20 protein-coding genes are annotated in these 21,302 nt (G+C 65.4%); 14 read left to right on the top strand and 6 right to left on the bottom strand.

Translation table 11 applies throughout. The features are described from left to right. The first annotated feature begins 109 nt into the window (after positions 1–109). The 8 genes from J8F10_RS21170 to J8F10_RS21135 all read left to right on the top strand — a co-directional run bounded on the left by J8F10_RS21170 (position 110) and on the right by J8F10_RS21135 (position 6,647). Positions 110–739, top strand: a complete 630-nt coding sequence (locus J8F10_RS21170) for a tetratricopeptide repeat protein (RefSeq protein WP_210657145.1) — start codon at positions 110–112, stop codon at positions 737–739. Continuing rightward, positions 736–1,410 carry a hypothetical protein gene (locus tag J8F10_RS21165; RefSeq protein ID WP_210657142.1) on the top strand — a complete coding sequence of 225 codons (675 nt, stop codon included), beginning with the start codon at positions 736–738 and terminating at the stop codon, positions 1,408–1,410. The genes J8F10_RS21170 and J8F10_RS21165 overlap by 4 nt, the downstream gene beginning before the upstream one ends. Positions 1,411–1,506: 96 nt before the next feature. Then, positions 1,507–2,706: a hypothetical protein gene (locus tag J8F10_RS21160; protein ID WP_210657140.1), complete on the top strand. Its 1,200-nt coding sequence runs from the start codon at positions 1,507–1,509 to the stop codon at positions 2,704–2,706. Continuing rightward, positions 2,703–3,905 carry an outer membrane protein assembly factor BamB family protein gene (locus J8F10_RS21155; protein WP_210657138.1) on the top strand — a complete coding sequence of 401 codons (1,203 nt, stop codon included), beginning with the start codon at positions 2,703–2,705 and terminating at the stop codon, positions 3,903–3,905. Before J8F10_RS21160 ends, J8F10_RS21155 begins: the two co-directional genes overlap by 4 nt. 288 nt (positions 3,906–4,193) lie before the next feature. Then, the gene (locus tag J8F10_RS21150; RefSeq protein ID WP_210657136.1) at positions 4,194–5,021 is read left to right on the top strand and encodes a TIGR03009 domain-containing protein; all 828 of its coding nucleotides are present in this window, start codon (positions 4,194–4,196) and stop codon (positions 5,019–5,021) included. Positions 5,022–5,461: 440 nt separating this feature from the next. Further along, positions 5,462–5,770, top strand: a complete 309-nt coding sequence (locus J8F10_RS21145; RefSeq protein ID WP_210657134.1) for an RNA recognition motif domain-containing protein — start codon at positions 5,462–5,464, stop codon at positions 5,768–5,770. 240 nt (positions 5,771–6,010) lie between these two features. Further along, positions 6,011–6,244, top strand: coding sequence for a hypothetical protein (locus tag J8F10_RS21140; RefSeq protein ID WP_210657132.1), 234 nt, complete (start codon positions 6,011–6,013; stop codon positions 6,242–6,244). 184 nt (positions 6,245–6,428) lie between these two features. Next, positions 6,429–6,647: a hypothetical protein gene (locus tag J8F10_RS21135; protein ID WP_210657130.1), complete on the top strand. Its 219-nt coding sequence runs from the start codon at positions 6,429–6,431 to the stop codon at positions 6,645–6,647. A 615-nt stretch (positions 6,648–7,262) separates the two neighbouring features. Here the strand turns inward: J8F10_RS21135 and J8F10_RS21130 are convergent. Together J8F10_RS21130 and J8F10_RS21125 are read right to left on the bottom strand one after the other, a co-directional pair. Next, positions 7,263–7,622 (bottom strand): NINE protein, encoded by a 360-nt coding sequence (locus J8F10_RS21130; RefSeq protein WP_210657128.1) that lies wholly within the window; start codon positions 7,620–7,622, stop codon positions 7,263–7,265. A 261-nt stretch (positions 7,623–7,883) separates the two neighbouring features. Beyond that, complete coding sequence (locus tag J8F10_RS21125; RefSeq protein WP_210657126.1) at positions 7,884–8,171, bottom strand: hypothetical protein; 288 nt, start codon at positions 8,169–8,171, stop codon at positions 7,884–7,886. 417 nt (positions 8,172–8,588) lie between these two features. On the opposite strand from J8F10_RS21125, the gene J8F10_RS21120 reads away from it, so the two are divergent. Beyond that, positions 8,589–8,906 (top strand): hypothetical protein, encoded by a 318-nt coding sequence (locus tag J8F10_RS21120; protein WP_210657124.1) that lies wholly within the window; start codon positions 8,589–8,591, stop codon positions 8,904–8,906. Positions 8,907–9,150: 244 nt separating this feature from the next. On the opposite strand, the gene J8F10_RS21115 is transcribed toward J8F10_RS21120, so the two are convergent. Next, on the bottom strand, positions 9,151–9,450 hold the full coding sequence (locus J8F10_RS21115) for an HNH endonuclease (protein ID WP_210657122.1): 300 nt from the start codon (positions 9,448–9,450) through the stop codon (positions 9,151–9,153). Positions 9,451–9,560: 110 nt separating this feature from the next. On the opposite strand from J8F10_RS21115, the gene J8F10_RS21110 reads away from it, so the two are divergent. The 4 genes from J8F10_RS21110 to J8F10_RS21095 all read left to right on the top strand — a co-directional run bounded on the left by J8F10_RS21110 (position 9,561) and on the right by J8F10_RS21095 (position 12,033). Next, a complete protein-coding gene (locus J8F10_RS21110; protein ID WP_210657120.1) occupies positions 9,561–10,592 on the top strand; it encodes a TolB family protein in 1,032 nt (343 codons plus the stop codon). Positions 10,593–10,673: 81 nt separating this feature from the next. Beyond that, positions 10,674–10,928 (top strand): hypothetical protein, encoded by a 255-nt coding sequence (locus tag J8F10_RS21105; RefSeq protein WP_210657118.1) that lies wholly within the window; start codon positions 10,674–10,676, stop codon positions 10,926–10,928. After that, complete coding sequence (locus J8F10_RS21100) at positions 10,925–11,248, top strand: hypothetical protein (RefSeq protein ID WP_210657115.1); 324 nt, start codon at positions 10,925–10,927, stop codon at positions 11,246–11,248. Before J8F10_RS21105 ends, J8F10_RS21100 begins: the two co-directional genes overlap by 4 nt. Before the next feature lie 461 nt (positions 11,249–11,709). After that, positions 11,710–12,033: a PilZ domain-containing protein gene (locus tag J8F10_RS21095; protein WP_210657113.1), complete on the top strand. Its 324-nt coding sequence runs from the start codon at positions 11,710–11,712 to the stop codon at positions 12,031–12,033. Between the two features lie 197 nt (positions 12,034–12,230). Here J8F10_RS21095 and J8F10_RS21090 read toward each other — a convergent pair whose 3' ends face one another. Next, positions 12,231–12,773, bottom strand: coding sequence for a hypothetical protein (locus tag J8F10_RS21090; RefSeq protein ID WP_210657111.1), 543 nt, complete (start codon positions 12,771–12,773; stop codon positions 12,231–12,233). 123 nt (positions 12,774–12,896) lie between these two features. After that, positions 12,897–14,603 (bottom strand): TolC family protein, encoded by a 1,707-nt coding sequence (locus tag J8F10_RS21085; protein ID WP_210657109.1) that lies wholly within the window; start codon positions 14,601–14,603, stop codon positions 12,897–12,899. 170 nt (positions 14,604–14,773) lie between these two features. Here J8F10_RS21085 and J8F10_RS21080 point away from each other — a divergent pair, with 170 nt between their 5' ends. Then, a complete protein-coding gene (locus J8F10_RS21080) occupies positions 14,774–17,536 on the top strand; it encodes a mechanosensitive ion channel family protein (protein WP_210657107.1) in 2,763 nt (920 codons plus the stop codon). Positions 17,537–17,556: 20 nt separating this feature from the next. On the opposite strand, the gene J8F10_RS21075 is transcribed toward J8F10_RS21080, so the two are convergent. Next, positions 17,557–21,129, bottom strand: a complete 3,573-nt coding sequence (locus J8F10_RS21075; RefSeq protein ID WP_210657105.1) for a tubulin-like doman-containing protein — start codon at positions 21,127–21,129, stop codon at positions 17,557–17,559. Positions 21,130–21,302 lie beyond the last annotated feature (173 nt).

Here is a 21,302-nt window from a genome sequence, read left to right as displayed (position 1 = left end):
TCAACACAGCAAGCGGCTGAGGAACCGTTCCCCAAGGGGTTAGGTTCTTTCCTTCTGTGCGTACAATACCCTCACCTCTGATTTCGCACACTTAACTGATCCGCGACTCATGAACAACCTTGCCGACCAGATCGCTCGCTTCCGCAACATGGCGCAGGAAGACCCCGAGAACGACCTCGCGCACTACCGGCTCGGTCAGTTCCTGCTCGAAGACGGGCAGTTCGAGGACGCGGTGAAGTGCTTCCGGCGCACGCTCGAAATCACCCCGGAGTTTTCCACCGCGTTCAAGTTCCTCGGCGAGAGCCTGCTGAAGCTCGACCGCAAGGACGAGGCGATCGAGGTCTTCACGAAGGGCTGGGCGATCGCGGACGACCGCGGCGACCGCGTGCCGCGTGACGCGATGGCGAAGCACCTGGAGCAACTCGGCGCGCCGATCCCCAAGAAGGAAGTGGCGGCCCCGGTGGACGACGGCACCCCCGGGACCGGGTTCCGGTGCGAGCGGCCCGGGTGCATGGAGGGCAAGCGCGCCCGGCAACTCGACAAGCCGCCGGTTCCCGACGCGATCGGGCTGCGCATTCACCAGGAAATCTGTTCCGCGTGCTGGACGCTGTGGTTGAAGGACTTGAGCGTGAAAGTGGTGAACGAGCTGCGCCTCGACCTCAGCTCCGAGGGCGGCCAGCACGAGTACGACAAGAACATGCGTGAGTTCTTCGGGTTCGAGCAGGAAGCCGCGCAGTGACACTCTCAGCCCTCGTACAGTTCGGCCGGTCCGGGTTCGTCGGCCGGTTCACCTCGACCGCCGCGCACCCGCGCAGCGCGCGCGTGATCGTGCGCGGGCCGCGCGGCATCGAGCCGGGCGTGGTGCTGTGCGAGCCGGGCGAGAAGTTCACTTCTGCGCTTTCCACCGAGGGCGAACTGCTCCGTATCGCAACGGACGAAGACGATTCGCGCACCGCTGCGTTTCCCGGGCGCGAATCCGAACTGCTCGCGGCGGCGAACGCGGCCGCGTCCGAGTGCGGGCTGCCGCTCACGTTCGTGGACGCGGAACTCACGCTCGACGACCACCTCATTCTGCACGGCCTCGCGTGGGACGCCTGCGACGCGACCTCACTGTTCGGCGACCTCTCGGCGCGATTCGGTCTGTCCGTTCGGTTGCTCGATCTCTCGCAAACGGCGATTACGAAAGACCCGCCCCCACCGGCCACGACTTGCGGTAAGCCCGGCTGTGGTACCGAGGGCGGGGGCTGTTCCTCGTGCGGCACGGACAGCGGTGACGGCGAGAAGAAGGGCTGTTCGACCAAGTCGTGCTCGAAGGGAAAGGTGAAGTCCGCCGACGAACTGACCGCGTACTTCTCCGACCTGCGCCAAAAGATGGAACAGTCCGCGGCCACGCGAACGCCGTTGGTGTGATCGCATTTCTCGTCGCGGTTCTCCGCGCACAGCCTTGACCCGCCCGCCCGAATCCCTCACAGTAATCACGTTCTGCGTTCTTATTGAGGAGGATTTATGCAGCGATGGACCTGCATCACGGCCGCGGTCGTGGTACTCGGTGCCGCGCTCGCGCTCACTCCCGCGCGCGCTGCGGACGACGACACGACTCGCTCGCTGACCGCGCTCAAGGCGGTGACGAAAGAGGGGCGCGGGAACGAGGACGCCGGCCCCGCGTGGAAGACGCTCGTCGGCAAAGGCGCGTCCGCGCTCCTGCCAACGCTCGAAGCGTTCGACGACACCAATCCCACTGCGGCCAACTGGCTCCGCACCGCGGTGGAGGCGATCACCGAAAGCGAGAAGGCCGCGAACCGCCCACTACCGGCTGGCAAGCTCGAAGCGTTCGTGAAGGACACGAAGAACGCGGCGAGTGCGCGGCTCGTGGCCTACGAACTGCTCGTCGCGCAGGATGCTGTGGCCAAGAGCCGGCTCCTGCCGGGGTTCCTTGATGACAAGTCGCCCGACCTGCGCCGCGACGCGATCGATCACCAACTGGGCGCCCTGGAGAAGACCGCGCCCGCGAGCATTCGGGCCGATCTGGAGAAGCTCTTCGCGTTCACGCGCGACCAGGACCAGGTGGAACTGCTCGCGAAGAAGATCGAGGAGAAGGGCGGGAAGGTCAGCGTCAGCGAGCACTTCGGGTTCGTCACCCACGCGGCCCTGATCGGCCCGTTCGACAGTACCGCGGGGAAGGGGTTCGCCACCGTCTACCCTCCTGAGAGTGCAAAGGACATGGAGGGCAAATTTAAGGGCAAGGGGGATAAGGAGCTGAAGTGGGGGGCGGTCACCACCACCGATAAGTCCGGCACGTTCGACCTGAATAAGATGCTCGACAAGCACAAGGACGCCGTGACCTACGCGCGGGCGATCGTTGTTGCAGGGGCCGAGACGCCGGCCGAGATCCGCGTGACCAGCCCGACCGCGGTTCAGATCTTCCTCAACGGCAAGAAACTGTTCGCCCGTGAGGAATATCACCACGGCGCGCCGTTCGATGCGAACATCGGCAAGGGCACGCTTCAGAAGGGCGAGAACGTGATTCTGCTGAAGGTGTGTCAGAACAACCAGCGGGAAGAGTGGGCACAAGTTTGGCAGTTCCAGGTGCGCGTGTGCGACGCGACCGGTGGCCCGCTCCCGCTGGAGCAGAAGGTCATCGTTGATGGCAAGGCACAGACGCACAAGCTCGGCTGGCTCCCGGAATCGAAGGAGGAGAAGAAGTGATTCGCAATCTTCTGGTTTCCGCGGTCGCGCTCGCACTCCCCTCCGCACTCTTCGCGACGGACTGGCCGCAGTTCCGCGGCCCGAACGCGGCCGGCGTGTCCGCGGACAAGAACCTGCCGTCGGAGTGGTCAAAGGATAAGGGCTTCAAGTGGAAGGCCGCGCTCCCGGCGCGCGGGGTGTCGTCGCCCGTCGTGGTCGGCGACCGCGTGTACGTGACGTGTGCGTCCGGTACGCGGGGCGACCGGCTGCACGTTTTGTGCTTCGACGCGGAGAGCGGCAAACAGCTCTGGCACCGCCAGTTGCAGGCCACGGGGAGCACCGCGTGCCACCCGAAATCGGGTATGGCCGCGAACACCCCGGTCGCGGACGAGACCGGCGTTTACGCGCTGTTCGGTACCGGCGATTTGGCCGCGTTTGACAAAGACGGCACCCTGCGCTGGTACCGGTCCCTCGTCAGCGATTACCCGACCATCACGAACGCCGTCGGGATGGCCGCGTCACCGATTTTGGTGACGGGCAAACTCATCGTGCCGATGGACAACGCGGGGGAATCGTTCCTCGCGGCCGTGGACACGAAGTACGGCAAGAACGTGTGGAAGACCGAGCGCCCGCGGGAGATCAACTGGACCACGCCGCTCGTGCGCCAGGTCGGATCGACCACCGAATTGCTCTTCGCCGGGCCAAAGGGCTTGACCGCTTACGACGCTACGAGCGGGGCGGACCGGTGGACGTTTAAGGGCGGTGGTGGGGCCATCCCCGTTGGCGTGGTTGACGGCGACGCGCTGTACCTCCCGGTGGCGGGCGTGAGCAAGTTCAAGATCGACGAGAAGGGCGTGGCCGAGAAGCCCGAGTGGAACGCGAAGGACATGCAGACCGGGTACCCGTCGCCGGTCGTGTACGACGGCCGGGTGTTCACGATCGGCAGCCAGGGACTCGCGGTGTGTACGAGCGCGAAGACCGGCAAAGTGATTTACAAGGAGCGATTGAAGGGCGCGTACTCGGCGTCGCCGGTCGCGGGCGACGGAAAGGTGTACTTCCTGAACGAAACGGGCCTCTGCACCGTGGTGAGTGCGAAGGCCGACGAGTACGAGCCGCTCGCCACCAACGACCTCGGCGACGGCTCGCTCGGCACCCCCGCGATCGCCAACGGCCGCATCTACATTCGCACCGACAAGGCGCTCTACGCGATCGGGAAGTAACTGGGTGCTGCAAGCGCTCTGGCGGGCTGTTGAGCCGCAGTGCTACACCAACCGCTCGTTAACACTCGCGGTTCGCCAAGAGAAGAGGCTTGGGCGAACCGCGAGTGTTAACGAGCGGGTATTCAACACATCTTCGTGACCTCATCTCGTGGCCGTTTGACGGTTCGCGCGGTGAGGTCATCTTTTTAGTGGTCCGGTCCGACGTTATACCCGAACTCGAGTTCGCAAAGAATCGTCCATTAATTGCAATGGGCGGTGATTGGGGCGATTGTCGAGTTGGGAGAACATATGCGATTCAGCGGTTCCGCGTTGAGTATCGTGCTGGTCGCCGGCTCGGTGGGCTGGGCGCAACCTCCCGCAGTAACCGGCACACCGGTCACCGGGCAACCCGTGGCCGCGCAACCCGATCCGCCGGTGCCGAAGTCCGATCCCAAACTCGATCCGCACCTCGCCGAGTGGGAAAAGCGGATGGCGAACGTGGTCAACTTGCACACCAAGATCGAACTGGCACGCACCGACGCGGTGTTCAAGAAGACGACCAAATTCAGTGGTACCGCGCTCTGTATGAAACCGGCTTTCGCGCGGCTCCGGCTCGATAACATCGGTGACGCGACGAAGACGGACTACGAGGCGTACATCTGCGACGGGAAAGCCGTTTACGTGTACAACGGGGTCGCCAAGACCATTACCGCGTTCAAGATCCCGCAAGCCGGTGCCGGTGCGGACAACCTGATGATCGACTTCCTCTTCGGAATGAAGGCCCGGGACGTGAAGACGCGGTTCAACGTCGCGCTGAACAAGACCGACGAGAACTACGTTTACCTGGACATCACGCCGCGCCTGGGCAAGGACCAGCGCGAGTTCACGTCTCTCCAGTTGGCCCTCTACGGCCCGGGGGCGAAGACAGCGAAAATCTCGTACCTGCCGGCCCAGGTGCGCATGTTCAAGCCGAACGGCGATACCGAAGTGTGGAACTTCAAAGACCCGGAATTGGATGTTCAGGGCGTCGACGCGAAGCACTTCCAGTACGAGGAGATTAAGGGCTGGAAGGTGCAGGAAGCCCCGCCGGCGCCCGCGGGCAACGGTGGCGCCCTCCCGGGCGGGGGTAAGCCGTAGCCGCTGTTTCATCCGTGGTCGGCTCGAGAACTGTGATTCCGGGCCGATCGGTCGCCTCATCCGTTCGAGATGGACTCGCGACCGGATACGCGGGTCCGACACCCGTGATGAGCGATCGTCCCGTCGCGGTTGGGCTGTGCGGGTGTCGGCCACCGATGTGCGAAATGCGGGAATCGCGCGCGGGACGGACCGCCCGTCGCGTATGATCGTTGTAGGCGGGGATCATTTTCTCCCGACCGCAGTCGGCACCACTTCCGCCGCGAACCCGATTTGACTGCTCTTGGCCCTCTCCTGAGCTGACACCTCACGACCCCAAGATCGCCAAACCGTCACTGCCGCAAAGAGCGCGTGCGCAGTCGGTGCGCATCTGCCCCAGTTGGCGCGGGCGCCTGATCCCGTGCCCCGCTTTCGGACCTTCGGGTCCAGTAAGGTGTGAGACCGTGAACAACAAGTTGCACGTCGGGAACCTCGGCTCTGACGTGACGGACGTCCAACTGCGGGGGATGTTCCGCCCCTACGGGAGCGTCCGGTTGGCGGTAGTGGCGATGGACCAGGGAACCGCCCGGTCGAGGGGTTTTGGGTTCGTCGAGATGGGAACCGAACAAGAGGCCCGGGACGCCATCGCCGGGATGAACGGGCAGATCGCAAACGGGCTAACGCTCACAGTGAGCGAGGCCAATCCAAAAGCGCACCTGCCCGTCGAGGCGAGCCGGAAATTCCGCCGCGCACCCGGGGACGCCCACTACTAAGCGGGTCGAACGAGCCGCGCCCACTACTAAGCGGCTCGCTACAGGGGGCCCGGAACCGGACTAAGGGCTCCGCCCGCGCCCCGAACCGTCGGCGCCGCCGCTCGAAGGACAATGCGAATCCGGATCGCACACTGCGATTCCGACCCGAGCGCGCTTCCGGGAACCGAGTTCCGGTAACGGATTACAGTCGCCCTCAACACCGAAAGGCAGGGCCGCGGTATGACGGGTCAAGAGGGAACTATGGTCGGGTGGCCGGTTTCGGGCGTGCCCGACAACATCGAGCTCCAGTTGTTGCTGCCCGCGCGTCAACTCGTGGCCCTGGAGGGCATGGCCGCTCGGGCGCACCAGACCGTGCCCGTGGTGCTCCAGCGGATGATCGACGATTTCCTTCAATCGGCCCCGAACCACGGGTTCGAGCCCGAGGTGGCCGGGCGCCCGAGTGCCCCGCGCCTCGGTTCCGAGGGAACTCGATGACCCGAGCGCCGACCGCCCCGGCGCTTCCGTGTTGTTTCCTAAGCGGGGCGTTCATCGAACGCGGGGGCTGTCGCCGTGCTTCCTCGCGTTCCGACTCGACACACGGGTGCGGCAGTGTGTGACAACTCGCCGCGCTTCCGATTCGTTTTTGCGGTACCTTGCACGGCCCCTCCGAGGTTAGACCGTGTCCCAGACCTATCGCGTTCGCTACAGCCTGAAGCCATCCACCCAGCACCACGGGGGCGCTGACGTGGCGACCGTTGACGTCGAGGGCGACCTGGAGGCCATCCCGCGCCTTCTCCCGCCGGGGGCGTACATCATGTACGTCGAAGACCTGACGGGGGGCCGGGACGTCCACTGGACCCGGTGGCCGAAATCGTACCGGCCGGGGTTCGGTACGTAACCCTATACCCGTCCTCGATATCAGCTCATATTTCGAGCGCCGCGTGCGTGCGACCCCGGCAGACATTGCACGGGTTTGCCGGGTATTTGCGCCTTAACTTAAGGCAGCGGTCGCACGAGGTTCCGTCGCTCAACTTCTTTGTCACCAGAAGGCCCTTGAGGGCGAGGAATAATAGGCGAACTCAGGTGACGGAACGGAGTGACAATTAGTCGTGGAAATGTCCGGGTGCCATTGTACCGGCGCGGATGGACGGTTAGGTTTAACCGTCGTGCGTTAAGGGGACGTGCGGCGCCAGCGCCGGTGCGTGGACCCCACCGGCGCTGTTCTTTACTACCACCTCGACGCTTACCCAACACCAGATCGAAGATCCCGCCCCGCACGCTCGAATTCAGACTGTGGCAGTGATCCCGAATGTCGGCACTGCCACAGGAATACAGAGCCGTCCTACTTCCCGATGGCTTTTCATCAACTCTCCGACCACGGGCTTTCCGTCACCTCATCTTCCGGCAACTTCAACGATTCAGTCGCAGCGCACGGGAATCACTCCCTGTCCACTCTGTTCTTCCGCTCTCGGAGTGGTCCGCCCGATTCCATTTGAATCCGGCGTGGTCATGCCTAATCCCGGTTCTGCCTTCGACGGGGCCGGTCATCGTCGTCGTCATCATCGTAACGGCTGCGCCTCCGGCGCGGCCGATCGTCGTCATCGTCGTCGTACTGCCCACGCCGGCTATTGTTTACGTTCACAATTACGGTGTTCGTGTTGCGGTTGCCATACCCGTACCCGTTCTGCGCGTTCGCGTTCGCGATCATTGACGGAATGAGGAGAAGGTCGATGAGTTGCCCCACCCCCAACAGACCGAGCGTGAACAGCCAGAGGAGACCCGTGAGGGGCTTGCCCGCGTAGAAGCGGTGAATCCCGCACAGACCAAAAAGGCACCCGAACCAAAGAAGATAAGCGACACCGGCAGAAAGCATGTGCCCCCCTGGTGGGCGGTTCGGGGTAGGTTCAAATCGCTTTAGCGACTTGCATGTGTGGATCGGAGTCGAATGCTAACCGCATAGTCGCGTCAATTCAAGACTCTACTTGGAAGAGCGTCGGCGCGCAACCCGGCGGTCGTTGGTGATGTCATCGTGAACGAACTGCGTGCTGGTCAGCGAGCAAAGACGTGAAGCCGGCTGGGTTGTCCCCCTTGTGCCCGGCCGTCGTGCCGAGGGCGGAAGCGTTAGGTGCGGAAGTTACACGGCCAGCGCGACACACCTCACCAGTACGAAGAAGATGGACATGTGCCCCGACAAACACACGCCGCCCGACACGAGGCCCGGCATCGGGGGCGGTCCGAACCGACCCCACACCCAGAATGATCCGATCGCCGTTGCCACCCCGACCCACGGGTTGACGACCTTCGCCACGACGAGTGGGGTCACGGTACACCCCACCACGAGCAAAAGCACAACGGCTAGCCGGCCGAGGACATACGCCAACTCGCGCGCGGCCGATGGCTCGGTCTCGAGTACGTCAACCATTAGCAGGTCTCTTCAACGTCTAATCGCTATTTACTGTGCGACGATTGCCGCACAGTAAACACGGGTGTCGACACAGCGTATCGCTCCGCTATTCCTTCACCAATAACCAATACCGTGCCGCACGTACCATCTCGAGCCACACAGCCATCCGGGGGCGACATTCTTTCCTACTTTTCGGTGACCTTCTTCAAGTTCTCGAGCGCCGGCTTAGCGCCGGTTTTGTTTGAGATTTAACCCGAACGCAACCGGGATACCGGTGCGGGATTCTGATCCCGCCAAAGTTGGGGTGTGATTCCTTCAGGAGAGGAAACTTCGTTCTTCGGGGCGAATACTAGGCCCTTGTGCCCGCATTTCAGGGCCGGTACGGTAAGTTTCTCTCCCTCCTCTCTGCGGCCTGCCACCCCTGGAGTACGTCACATGGTTTTCGCCGAAGGTACCGGCACCATCACGTTCACTTCGCCCGCTCCGTCCCCGACCTGGGCAACCGACGATCAGGTTTGCGAATTCGGTCCCTCGCTCCCGTCCCCGGAGGGCGTGAGAGTCGCGGCCACGAAGCACCCCAACGGCGAACTCGAGGTGCGCGTGTCCGACGAGTCCGACGAGGTCTCCTTCCGCACCCCTCTGCCCCCGCTCCCATCGGGCCTGCTCATCACGAGTACGTGGCGCGCGGGAACGGTCACGGTGTTCGTGAACGGTACGCGGGTCGGTGCGGTGAGCGCTGCGCCGGTGGCCTGAAGTGCGGGTTCTCGGGCAGAGGGTGAAGACGAGCAGAGTAGATCAAACGCGGTGACGGGCCGATGCGCGCCCCGCGGCTCGGACGATGTGTTCGGCCACATTTACGAAGCCGCCGGGCGATCGGAGATCGACGGCACCCTCTTTCTCAACGCCAGCACGCAGATAGGGAGGGGACAGGGTACGGTGATCGAACTGCCGCACGGGGTGTGAGGGGTCGGACCCCGCGCTCCGCGTCCGCACTGCGTCACAGCTTCTGCCGGCGCTCCTTGTTGCGCTTCCGGCTCGTGACCGGCTGCTTGCGCACCCACTTGATGAACGCGATCAACTCGGGCGCTTTTCGCAGTGCTTCAATCGTCGGGTACACGGCCGCGAGCGTCGCGTTGGTGTAGGTCGCGTGGACCATGCCGTGGCACTGCGAGCAGATCATCGCGAGGTCTTCACTCGTGCCGCCCTTGGACTTCGGCAGGCAGTGGTGCTGCGTGAGAGCGGCCCGCGAGAACCCGCGCCCGCACAGGCCGCAGGGGGTCGGTTTCGGCTCGTTCATACCACGTGCTCGCGAGCGGCGGGGCGCCAAGAACGCCGGTGTACTTCCCACTTCCAGGAATGATACACTGAACCGCGATTGGTTCGCGCTTACCCAAAAGGACACGCCGCATGAACGTGCTACTGCTCTCCCTCGCGCTCGCTCCGGGGGCCGAGCCGGACGACTGGAAGGCCGCCGAAACCGCGCACCTGAAGAACATCAAACAGCTCACGACCGACTTCGTGCGGGCCGGCGAGGGCTACTTCGCGCCGGACGGTGCGAAGATCATCTTCCAGGCCGAAGAGAAGGACACGGGCAACCCGTTCTACCAGATCTTCATCATGGACCTGAAGACGGGCAAAGCCACGCGCATCAGTCCCGGAATCGGGCGCACCACTTGCGGCTACTTCCACCCCGACGGTAAGAAGGTTCTTTTCGCGTCCAGCCACGGCGACCCGGACGCGAAGAAGCACCAGGAGGCCGAGTACAAGCAGCGCGAGGACGACAAGAAGAAGGGCGTGCGCCGCCGGTACTCGTGGGACTTCGACCCGCACATGAAGATCTACGAAGCGAACCTCGACGGGACGGGCCTGAAGTGCCTCACCCCGGACGCGAAAGTGTACACCGCCGAGGGGAGTTATTCCGCGGACGGTAAGCGGATCGTGTACAGCGCGGGCAACGCCGGCAACGTGCAACTGTTCACGATGAGCGCCGACGGCACGAACGCGAAGCGCATCACGGATGCGCCCAACTGCTACAACGGCGGCCCGTTCTTCAGCCCGGACGGGAAGAAGGTCGTGTTCCGCGCCGACCGCAAAGAAAAGGACCGCCTCCAGCTCTACGTCATCAACAGCGACGGCACCGGCGAGAAGGCGCTCACGGCCGATGACAAGTGGGTGTTCTGGGCGCCGTACTGGTACAAGGACAACAAGCACATCATCTACACCGGCGCGGACCACTCGAACCCGCTGGCCCCGCCCAACTACGACCTGCACTGGATGGACACCGAATCGGGCAAGAAGGCGCGGATCACCTTCGCGCCCGGCCAGGACGTGCTCCCGGTTTTCAGCCCGGACTGCACGAAGGTGATGTGGACCTCGTCCCGCGAGGGCGGCAAGGCGGCCCAAATCTACATCGCCGACTTCACCCCGCCAAAGGAGTGATAGCGGCGCTTCGATCCGCCGCGGGGCCGTGGTACAATTCTAAAACAGTTTCCCACGCCCCGCGGCCTCACGGAGCTCGCAATGTCGGTGGACCCGAACGCGGCGCTCAATCCGCCCCCGATGACGCCAGACCAACTCCTCGCCGAGTTGTTGCGCGAGAACGAGCGCCTGCGCCGGCAATTGGACGACGCCCACGCCGAGCGAGATCAGTTCAAGACGCTGTACCTCGGCGAACTCGCTCGGAACGCCACGCCGTTGACCGCGGAAGACCTCGCGAGCGCGACTCCGGCCCGGCCGTTCATCGAGCAACTGGTCCGCCGGTTGGAGAAGCGATGAGCCCGGAATCGCCCCGGTTCTCTGTTGGGCTGGTCGGAAAGGCCGTGGAGCAACTCGAACAACTCACCGCGCGGGCCGAGCAACTGGATCTGCGGGCGCTGCTCGCAGCAGTTTACTGGCAGATCATTCAATCGCTCGAAACGCGCCCGCGCGAGTGGGGCGACCCGTTTCACAACTACCGGGCTCTGGACGCGACCAGCTACAGCCGCGCCATTCTTCCCGCCGGCATCAGTGTCGAGTACGCGGTTCACAACACGAAGCCGCTCGTGTGGATCTCCAAATTGATCGTGCTCGAAGGATCGCCCTTCGCGGGTGAGTGAATCCCGCTGCTTGCAGCGCGGCGCGTTTGCGGTTAGAACTGCACCCAACGTGTCGGGTATTGCGTTTAGCTCGTGGGTTTCCCACAGGACGATGTTGCGTCGTCCGAGCGCCTGCTCTTCCAAACACCTCGGGGACCGCTGTTCCAGCACCGCTTTCGACCGCGGTGACCTCATCAGTGAGGCGGTCGGGAGCAACCCCGCCGGTCGTGGTTCCGCCTCACTGATGAGGTCACCGCGGTCGGCGGTGCCGTGAGCGTTCCGCGCGCCAGGAAAAGAAGTAAACGCGGTGATTCGACACGCACGAATCGGGGAAGCTTCAGCGCTTCCCCGGTGTCGTTTTGCTTTGTCGGTGCGGCCGCAAGGTAACGCCCGGGCTGCACGCATTTGTTGCGAACCGGTGCTAGAATGGGTCGCGTTAGATCAGGTTGGCTCGCCCGGTGGAACGGAGAACAGGGGCGAAGATGGCAGACGCAAAAGACCGGCGCGCGGCCGAGCGCATGGCCGTGAACGCCGGGACGGGGTGCGGGTTCGTCGGGCCGGTCGCGGAGAACTTCGGACCGGGCAAGGTCCGGGACGTGTCGCTCGACGGCATCGGACTCGTTTTGACGCGCCGGGTGGAGATCGGGACGCTCCTGGCGATCACGCTCACGAACGCGACCCAGAAGTTGTCCAAAACGGTGCTGGTCCGGGTCGCGCACGTCACCGCGTCGCACGGCGGGTTCCTCGTCGGGGGAACGTTCGCCGAACCGCTCACTTACCAGGAATTGACGTCCTTCGTGATGTAAATCGCCATTTGGAAGAGCGTTTCACCACAGAGGGCACGAGAGGGCGCGGAGAAAAGACCGGATTGTGAACAAGGCATTCTGGTCTTTGCTTTTCTCCGCGCCCTCTCGTGCCCTCTGCGGTGAAACTCTTCTGCATCGTTCGCGGGTGAGCCTGTCCGTCCGGCCCTGTGCCCTCTGCGGTGAAACTCTTTTGCACCTCAGCTAATCAGTCCACCGGTCGGCGGTGACGGGCTTAGTTCTTCCCACTCCTCGCGCACCTTCCGCAAGCCGAGCGCGCACACCTCGAACTGGTCACTCAGTCGGCGGAACAGGTCGGCTTCCGCGTCGTGGTGCTGCTCTTCTTCCATCCGGCTCGTGAGCATGTACCCGCGCTTGCCCTGCGTCGTGTAATTGACGAAGGCGTCTTTGGACGCGCGCGACCGGATGCGCTCTACGGCCTCGGGGTAAACGCCGGTCCAGAACAGGGCGAAGTCGCCGATGTGCCGGTAGTACTCGCGGCGCGTCTTTCCGCCGGCCGGTAAGCGCTCCGCTTCGATGACCATTTCGGTCAGCTCCGTGAGCGGTTGACCGGCGGCGCCGCGCAAGCGGTACACGTCGTCGTTATGAATAAAGCGCGTGAGCAGTGTGGAGAGGTAGTCCGTGAGGGGCGGGTCGGCCACGCCGAGATGGGAGAAGAAGGCGTGTTCGGCGAGCCCCGCGAACATCCGCCGCAGCGGGTGCTCAGGGGGTGGGTTCCACATGGTCGCTCGGTCCTCCGTTCGTTCGCCGGGCTGGGGGCGGGGCGCTGATCTCTACATCAACCATGACGCACGTCTCATAGAAAATCAACCGCAATTCGGCAAGATAAAAAATCGAATTATTATTCAATTGCCCGATTCGGGTACCACGACCGGCGGGGGCAGTGGAGTCGAAGGTAGCGGCGGTTCCTCAACGACGGTCGGCGGTCGGCTCACTCCGGGCATGGGAATCGATGTCCATTCTTGTACCGGCAACGGTTGCCGCGGGTTGGGCACCGGCGCCGATGGGGACACGGGTGCCGGGGGTGCGATCGGTAGCGGAAGTGCTCCTCCGGGCACTTGAGGAACGTTGGCAAGTGGGGCCGGTTGCGCTGGTGGATTCATTTCCGGCGTGGGGACGATCGGCATCACCGCGAGCGGGAGTTGCGGAACCGGATTGGCGAGGCATTGAGTCGGGTGCCCGAGTGCGCAATAGAGCCGGAACTGCGCCCGGTTGTAATCGGCGACAGCGGCGAAGAACTCGGTGTTAGCTTGTGCAAGTGCCTGAATCGCGCTAGTCGTTTCTTGCGGACTTGCATTCTTCGGCGCGCGTTCCAGGGCCTCTCTTAATGCCGGTTCCGCAGCGTTCAATCGTTGTGCCGCAGTGCGCACGTGCGTGAACGCCGTAGCCACTTCCGTGGCGATGCGGTCCTGCGTGCGGAACAGGTCGATCGTGGCGCCCTCGAGTTGGTCGCGGCGCTCGTTCGTTTGTGCTTTGTCGCCGAAGCCGAGTGCTACGAACTCTCGGAGCCGTCCCGCGTCGATGGCGAAATGCTCAGCACCGTCCGATGCGCTCGCGTTTGCGGGCACATTTCGCACTGCTTGGCTCGGTACGAGCGGTCCGAGGTTGTCTTGCTTCAAGCGCACGAGCACGGCTCGCACAAGGGCTTGGTTCTCGGCCAACTCGGGGCGCGTGGTCAGCGCGATGGGAACAAGTTCGTCGAGAGTCACCGACGGGTCGATGACCGTGATCGGCAGGAATGAGGGTTCGGCCGGTTCGACGATTGTGGAGGGCACGAGGCCCAGAACACGTGCGAGTTCGGCACTGGCTAAGCGCTCGCGCTCGCGTGCGGTCGAAACCGCCTGCTTCCAGCGCCCGAGTTCCGTCCGTGCTTTGGGTTCTTCGGTGGGCTCGGTCGTCTCGCGTAAGAGTTCTTCTGCGCGGGCTTCGGTCGCACGCGCGCCGGCCAAATCGCCGCGCGCTTGCTGCAGGGTGAAGTAGGCTTCCGCGGTCGCGAGTGCGGGATCATTTAATGTTTGTCGCGGGCGAGGTTCCCGGCGCGCGGCGAGTGGCGTGTAAATCGCGTCCGAGAGCGCGAACATGGCATTCGACCCGGACCCGACCACGAAGGCGTTCCGGTTCGATTTCCCAGCGGCACCGGGAGCCGCCACCTGTTGCAGCCCGGTTTTCGCTGAGTAATCCGTACCCAGAGAGACGTTCGAGAGCCACAGGACGCGCGCCCGATCATAGATCGTGGCGGCCGCAGTCACTTGTTGTGTGGCGATTTGCACATCGAGCGGGCGTGCGGTCGAGAGCTTGAACGCGGTCGCGAGGTTAATGGGTAACGGCGCGGGTGCAGTTTCGGGTGCCGGTGCCGCGCTCGTGGGCGGGTTCTTTCCCGCCGCCAGGGACACGGGCGGGGCCGGCGGGTAACTGCGCGGAGCGGGGCGACCGGGCTGTTGTGCGCGGGCCGTTTCCTTCGGTCCGTCGGAGCCCGTATCTGTTGCGCACCCGGTCGCGGTCCCCAGGCCCGCGATGGTCCACGCGAACAGCGCGCGGCGGAATCGCTCCATTCTGAACGTCCCCCGGTTCGACTCGGCCGAATTTCGAGCCGGAATACCCCCGCGGGCGTTGAGGTGCAACCGCAACCTTTTGGGCACTTTCGGCACACGGTGGAATAGATAAACTCACGGTGCCCGGCCGTTGCCCCGTTCGCGCACCCGATCCGCACCCGTGAGACACCATGCTCCACACTCGGGTCCTCTCCGCCGGCGCTGTGCTCCTCGGCGCCGTGTGCCTGTTACTTCCCGGCTCCGGTCGATCGGACGAAAAGGCTCCGCCACCCAAGTCCGCTTCCACCGATCGTTCGCAGGCGCGCGAGGAAATGGAGGCGAAGCTCGCGGGCCGCGCGCCGGCCGAAGTGGTCGCGTTCGTGGAACAGTTGGCGCAGGAGTGGATCGCGCGGAAGGGCGCCTACGAATTGGCGCACCACCGATTCACCGCTCAGATGGCCGAAGCGGGTAAAGCCCGGCAGCGGCTCGATGATCTCAAGCCCCCCGCGCCCGTTCCGCTCGTGCTGCGTGCGGCCGATGTTGAAGCCGCTCTCAAGGCGGAGCAAGCCGTGGTCGACTACCACGCGACCCGCGTCAAACACCTCGAAGCGTGGAAGGACGCTTTGGCCGCACTCGCGACCGCGTGCGCGGAATTCGGCCGTGCCGCGCGCGCTGCGGACGATCACCTCTGGACCCTGCGCACGGCGGCGCCGTTAGCGGCGAAGGCGGGCGCCGGCAAACGGCCTGATGCGGCGGGGGCAAAGTCGATCGATGACGCCGCGGCGCGACTCAAGACCCTCGGCGCTGACGTGCAAACGGCTCTCGATAAAGCGAAAAGCGATTCAGCGGAGGTCGAAAAGCAACGCGCGTCCGCGCGCGCTGCGTCCGACGCGGCTGCGGTAAAGCTCGACGCGCTGAAGGGCGCGCAGGCGGACACACTCGCGTCATTCAAGTTCGATGAGCAGGCGTGCGTGATGACGCCGGCGCAACTCGCGGACGAGTTCGCCAAGTCGCGCAAATCACTTACTGAGAAGACGGGCGCGATTGCCGGGGATGCGGGCGATTACCAGAAAGCGTCCGGGGTTGCGGCCGAGGCCCGGGCCGCGCTCGGCGCGCTCAAAGAACCGCCCCCGCCGGTCGACACGGAGCCGTTCGAGGCGCTCGCGCCGCTGGAGCGAACGGCCCGGCGGCTCGCGGGCGTTCAACAGCACCTCGCGGCTCGGGTGCGAAACCTGGACGAACGCGAGGAGAAGGTGAACGCGCTGGTCTCGGCGCTCGACGAACTGGAGAAGCGAGCGGTCGCGTACTTGGCGACGCTCGATGACGTTCGGCGGCTCGTGGCTCAGGTGACGGCGCTCGCGACGGAGACTGAACGCCGAGTCGGGCGCGGGGACCTCGATGCGGCCAAAGTTTCTGGCGGATTCGACGGGGGCGACCGTGCCCCGTTCGATATTGAGGCGCGGGCCGTTGCGCTCGCGATCAGCCAACTCCGACAGGAGCGCGAGCAGCTCCGCAAGCCCGACCCAGAAACCGAGAACATCAAGTCGCTGACGACGCACCTGCTCGCGCGGGTGAACGAGCGGCTGAACTTGCTCGTCGATTTGAAGAAGCTCGCGGGCGACTACGCCACCGCGCGCAAGGACCGGCCGGAGGCCGAACAGAAGCGCCTCGACCAGCGCACCACCGAGCGCGTGAACAAAGATACCGGCGAGTGGGACTGGCTCCTGGCCTTCGATCGATCGAAGGCCGGTGCAGACGCCGCCGAACTCCTTACTGCGGACTACCGGGAACTCATCGATCACGACGAACGGGCCGATATCCTGAAGCGGCAAAAGGAAGCACTGGAGAGCTTGATCGATCTCGGCCGGCACGAGGCCGCCGACATCGCGAAATTGCGGACGGTTCTGGAGAAGCGCGTCACGACCTCCGAAGGCGCGCGGAAGTGGGACGACTGGCTCCGGTCGCGGATCGCTCCAAACGGGCTGAAAGTCGAGGAGGATGTCTACCGCGATGAAGTGGCCAAATTGAACGCGGCCGCACTCGCGAACGCCCGGCGCGTCGAAGCACTCACGGGCAACAGCGCGACCGAGGCGAGCAAGGTCACGGAGCAGACCAAACTCCCGGCTGCGGGCGGTGAGATCGGCAAAGCGCGAGCGGAATTGCGCGCGGCCCGAATCCGCGGGATGCGCGAGACCGGCATCAAGATCGGCATCATCCTGCTCGGTGCGTTACTCCTCCCGCACGTGCTGCTGTTCGTTTTGGGCCGGAAGATCCGAGGCGGTAGCAGCGAGGCCGGCAGCCCGTCGCCGGTGCTCGCCGCGCTGCGCGGGGTGCTGAAGGCGGGAACGTGGATCGCCGCCGTCGCGCTCGTTCTCAGCACTCTCGGCTTCGATGTAACCGCGCTCGTGATCGCACTGGCGATCGGCGCTCTTGCAATCGCGCTTGCGGCGCGACCGATGATTGCCGACGTGCTCGGTTCGGTGGTGATATTCGCCGAGCGCCGGTTCAAGGTGGGGGACGTCGTGCGCCTGGGAACCGGCGACCCGGCCCGCGTCGTCGGGCTCACGTGGCGCTCGACCGCGCTCAAGAACACGAACGGGCTGGTGGTCAGCGTGCCCAACCGAAAGGTGACCGAGCTGACCGTGGAGAACCTGTCTCGGGGCGGTGAAACCTATGACGCGATCGCGGTGACCGTGAGCACGGACAAGGACGCGGGGAAGGTCGTCACCGTGCTCCGCGGCGCGATGAGCCAGTGCAAGAACGTCTCGGCCGACAACGGCGTGACCGTGGTGCGGTACAGCCAGAAGGGGCACGTCAAGGTCGTAGAGTACCGGTTCTGGTGGTTCCTGAAGGACTACGAGATGCGGAACAAGACCCGCGACGAGGTGTTCGCCCGCATCGCGCTGGGCCTCGGGCAGGAGGACATGGCCGGCATCGAGGTCACTCTGGGGTGAACCGAAGAGTGACGGCCGGGTTACAGTGCGTCCACGTCCAGCCAGGTGGTTACGTCGAGGCGGGTGTGGGGCGAACACTGGTTCGTTTCGGGCATCGCCCCGTAAGCCGCGGCCGCGGCCGGGCCGAGGTGCGGGAGCGCGGCCAGCGGGACCGCGTTCCACTCGCGGTAGATCGTGAGGTCGTCGCAACTGTCCGCGATCGGGAGCCCGGCGATCGGGATCGCGCGCCGCGCCAGTTCGCGCAGCGCTTCGCCGGATGACCCGCCGGGGCACGTGAGCACCGCCACTTCCGACGCGGCCCACGGGCCGTACCCGGTCCACGCCGGTTCCGCTTCCTGGTACGCCTGTTCGATGGCCCGCTCCGCCTGCTGCGGCGTGCGGAACCGCTCCGCGAACATGGACGCCAACCCGACCTCGCCGAGCCGCTGGTCCAGGTGCGCGCGGGTCTCTTCAAACACCACCGCGATCACGCCCTCGACCCCGGCCGACGAGTTCAGACAGACCTGGAACAGCCCGCCCGTTTCCGGCTCGAGGACCGACTGCACGCGCCGGTCGATCTCGACCAGGTCCGCGTCGGTGAGCACCTTCAGGAACCGGTCGACCGCGTCCCCGATGGTCGGGCACCCGGGCGGCATGAGCCGGCGGAGCGACGCGGGCGGTTCGGGCGGCTCGTCGGGCACGCTCGCGCTGGCGGCCGCCATGCGCTGCCGGGCCACCGCGACGTCGGCGACCTGGCCCGCGAGCACGTCGCGCACGGTCTGGTAAGTGGTGACCAGTTGTCGGAAGGTGAGCGCCTGGAACCGGGCGCGCGGGTACTGGCGCAGCGCGTCCGTCAGTTCCGCGGCCGTGGGCTTCCACATGCCCTTCTGGAAGTGCGCGTACCGCGAGAGGCACTCGAACCCGGTAACGGCCTTGGAATCGAGTTCGACCGCGAGTTGCGTGTACCGGTCGATGAGGCGGTCCGTGGTGGCGAGGAACTGGCGGAACAGCTCTTCGGTCCCGGCGAGCCGGAACTCCGCGTCGTCCACGAGCACCGGTGCGAGCGTGCGCAGGTCCAGGGCGAACGCGGCGCCCGCGTCCCCGGCGGCCCGCGCCACCCCCTCTTCGAGTGCGGTCGGCGGGCGCTTCAGGGAAGACGCCGGCGGACCGAGCACGCGGTTCAGCCCGTCGAGGGCGAGGTTGACTTGGGTCGGTTCCGGGAGCCGGTTGAGCCACCCGCGCGGGACGAGCGGCTCGGTGACCGATTCCACCAGTGCGTCCACCCGGCCGCCGGCCGATTGGTCCGCGGCGCGCTGGAGCCGGCCGAGAATGGTGTCGGGGTCGAGCCCCAGTTGGGTCCACCGGCTCGCGGCGATGCCGGGCATCACTTCGCGGACGCGCTTCAGGTCGGGGGCCGCCCAGCGCCGCAGGATCGCGCGCCCGACGGACGCGGCGGTTCGGCTTATCACTTCGGCGCGGGGCCAATCGAACGTCGCCACGCCGAACGCCGAAACCGTAACCGGTCCGGGGTGCTCGGTGAATTCTTCGGCAGCGCGGGCCTCGTCCGCGCCGCGCCCGATCGGAGAGAAGAGATCCAGCCGGATGCGCTCGGCCGCGTCGCCGAACGGCTTGAGCGCGGCGGACGCGGCGCTCGGGTCCGGGGTGCGCTGGGGGCCGGGCGTGATGATGCGCGAACCGGGCTTCTGGACGCCCCCGGACCCGAGCCGCGGGCGCGAGCCGGGGTTCGGGATGCTCAGCGGGGTGCGGCGCGGCGGCGGGCTGATACTGGACCCGGATTGCGGCACGTTCCCGGACGCCGATCCCGGCAGCAGGTAGCACCGGGTGAACGGCGCGTCCTGTTCTTTGACGTACCCGCTCCGCTCGTCAAAGTGCGCGGTGAACACGGTGTCGGGGCGGCTGTAGTGGTTCAGTTCGGTGAGCGCGGCGAACGTGTTCCCCAGCGCTTGGGGGTGCGTGAGCGTCGCGTCCGCGGGCGGCAGGACGAAGAGCCCGATGATTTCGGGGCGGTCGTACCCCATGCGCTTGAGCCGGCTGCGCACCGCGTATGCGAGGTCGAGGAACATCCCGCCGCCGGTTCCGCCGGCCAAACTGCTGACCAGGTACACGCGGGGGCGGTTCGTGCGCCGCTTCAGCCCGGTGCGGGCCTCGGTGAGGAGTATCGCATCGGGCGCCACGGCCGCGTCGAGGTCGGCCTGCACCTTCGTCATCAGCGTGCGGTAGTGGTCGAGGAACGCGAGCCGACCGAACGACCGCACGCCCAGGGTTTGGGGCGTGCGCGGGAGCTTGTAGAGCAGTTGCGGGTCGAACCAGCCCTCGGTGAGGCTGCGCCCGTTGAACCGCGGCTTCATGTAGTGCCCGGCGCGGTTCAGTTTGGCCGCGTACACCTCGTCCGGCCCGAGTTGCGCGAGCCGGTCCGCGGCGCGCGCCCGGGTCGCATCATCGAGGGCGTCGGCGTCGGTGTCGATGAACAGCGTGCGGAGCGCCGGCGTCAAACCGGCGTGCCCGTAGCGCTCGGTGAGGTCGAACCGCAACCGCTGAATGACGCGCAGCCCGGCGTTCCCGAGCCCGAGCACCAGTGCCGGTTGGAGCGGGCCGTCGCCGGACAGTTCCGGCGGCGCCGGCGTGAATATTGGGCCGTAGGTTTCGCGCGGGGGCGTGTCGTCGGCCACCGACATGAACACGGAACCGGGCGCGGCCGGCATGCTAATCAGATTGGGCGTGTCCACTTCGGACGCGCTGAACCGTATCGGTTGCGAGATCCCGCTCAGGGGCGGTCCGCCCATCAAGTTGCGCACGAACGCGGAGACGCTCGGCCACCGGTCGTCCGGCTTCTTGGAGAGCGCGCGAGCCAGTGCGGGGCGGTCCGCGGGCGGGCTCGGGTCCAGGTGCGGTGGCAGGTTCAAGTGCTGCATGAGCAGTTGACTCATGCTGCTGCCGTCGAACGGGCGCGCCCCGGTCAGCAACTCCTGGTACACGCACGCGAGGCTGTACTGGTCGCAGTAACGAGTAATGACGCCGTCGAACGTTTCGGGGGCCGCGTACACCGGCGTGATGCCGCCGGTGACCTGGGCCATCAGCCCCTGCAGGTCTTTGACCTGTCCGAAGTCGGCCACCTTGACGTGGTTGTAGAGCAGGAACAGGTTCTGCGGTTTGATGTCCAGGTGCTGGAGCTGGAACTGGTCGTTGAACAGGTCCAGCACCTCGGCGATCTCGGACATGTACTGGAGCAGCTCGTCGCGCGGGATGCCGATTAACCCCGCCTCGCGGCACGCGCGGAACCGGTCCCAGAGGTTGCAGTCGGCCAGCTCCATGACGATCATGAGCCGGCCTTCGATGATGTCGAAGCGGTCGAGCGCGAGGAGGTACGGGTGCCGGACCTGCTTCACGCGCTTGAGGGACTTGAGTTCCTGTTCGGCGTAGCGGACGAGGTCGCTGTCTTTGGACCGCAGGTCGCCGTGGATGATTTTTACAGCTTTGAAGATCCCGCCGGGCGCTTCGCAGCGCCAAACCTCTCCGAACCCGCCCGCGCCGAGGCGATCGAGGAGTTTGTAACCGGGTATCGGCTCGACCTGGGCTTCGGGACGGACGGACATTCGGGCGGCCCCGGCACAGAGGGGTGTCTTGCGTGCGGACGTACTAATCGAACCGTAGCACAGGATTTCCGGCCGGGGCTGAAGAACCGGTCGGATGGGACGAAGTGAGGGTTTTTGGTTGGGCCGGGGAGCTTAAAAAGGGGCGATTATCAGTTCCCGGGGTGCGCACGCGC

The sequence above is a fragment of the Gemmata palustris genome (assembly GCF_017939745.1).
GTDB classification, from domain to species: domain Bacteria; phylum Planctomycetota; class Planctomycetia; order Gemmatales; family Gemmataceae; genus Gemmata; species Gemmata palustris.
Note: the sequence above shows the minus strand (reverse complement) of the source record. Positions and strands in the feature narration are given on the sequence as shown.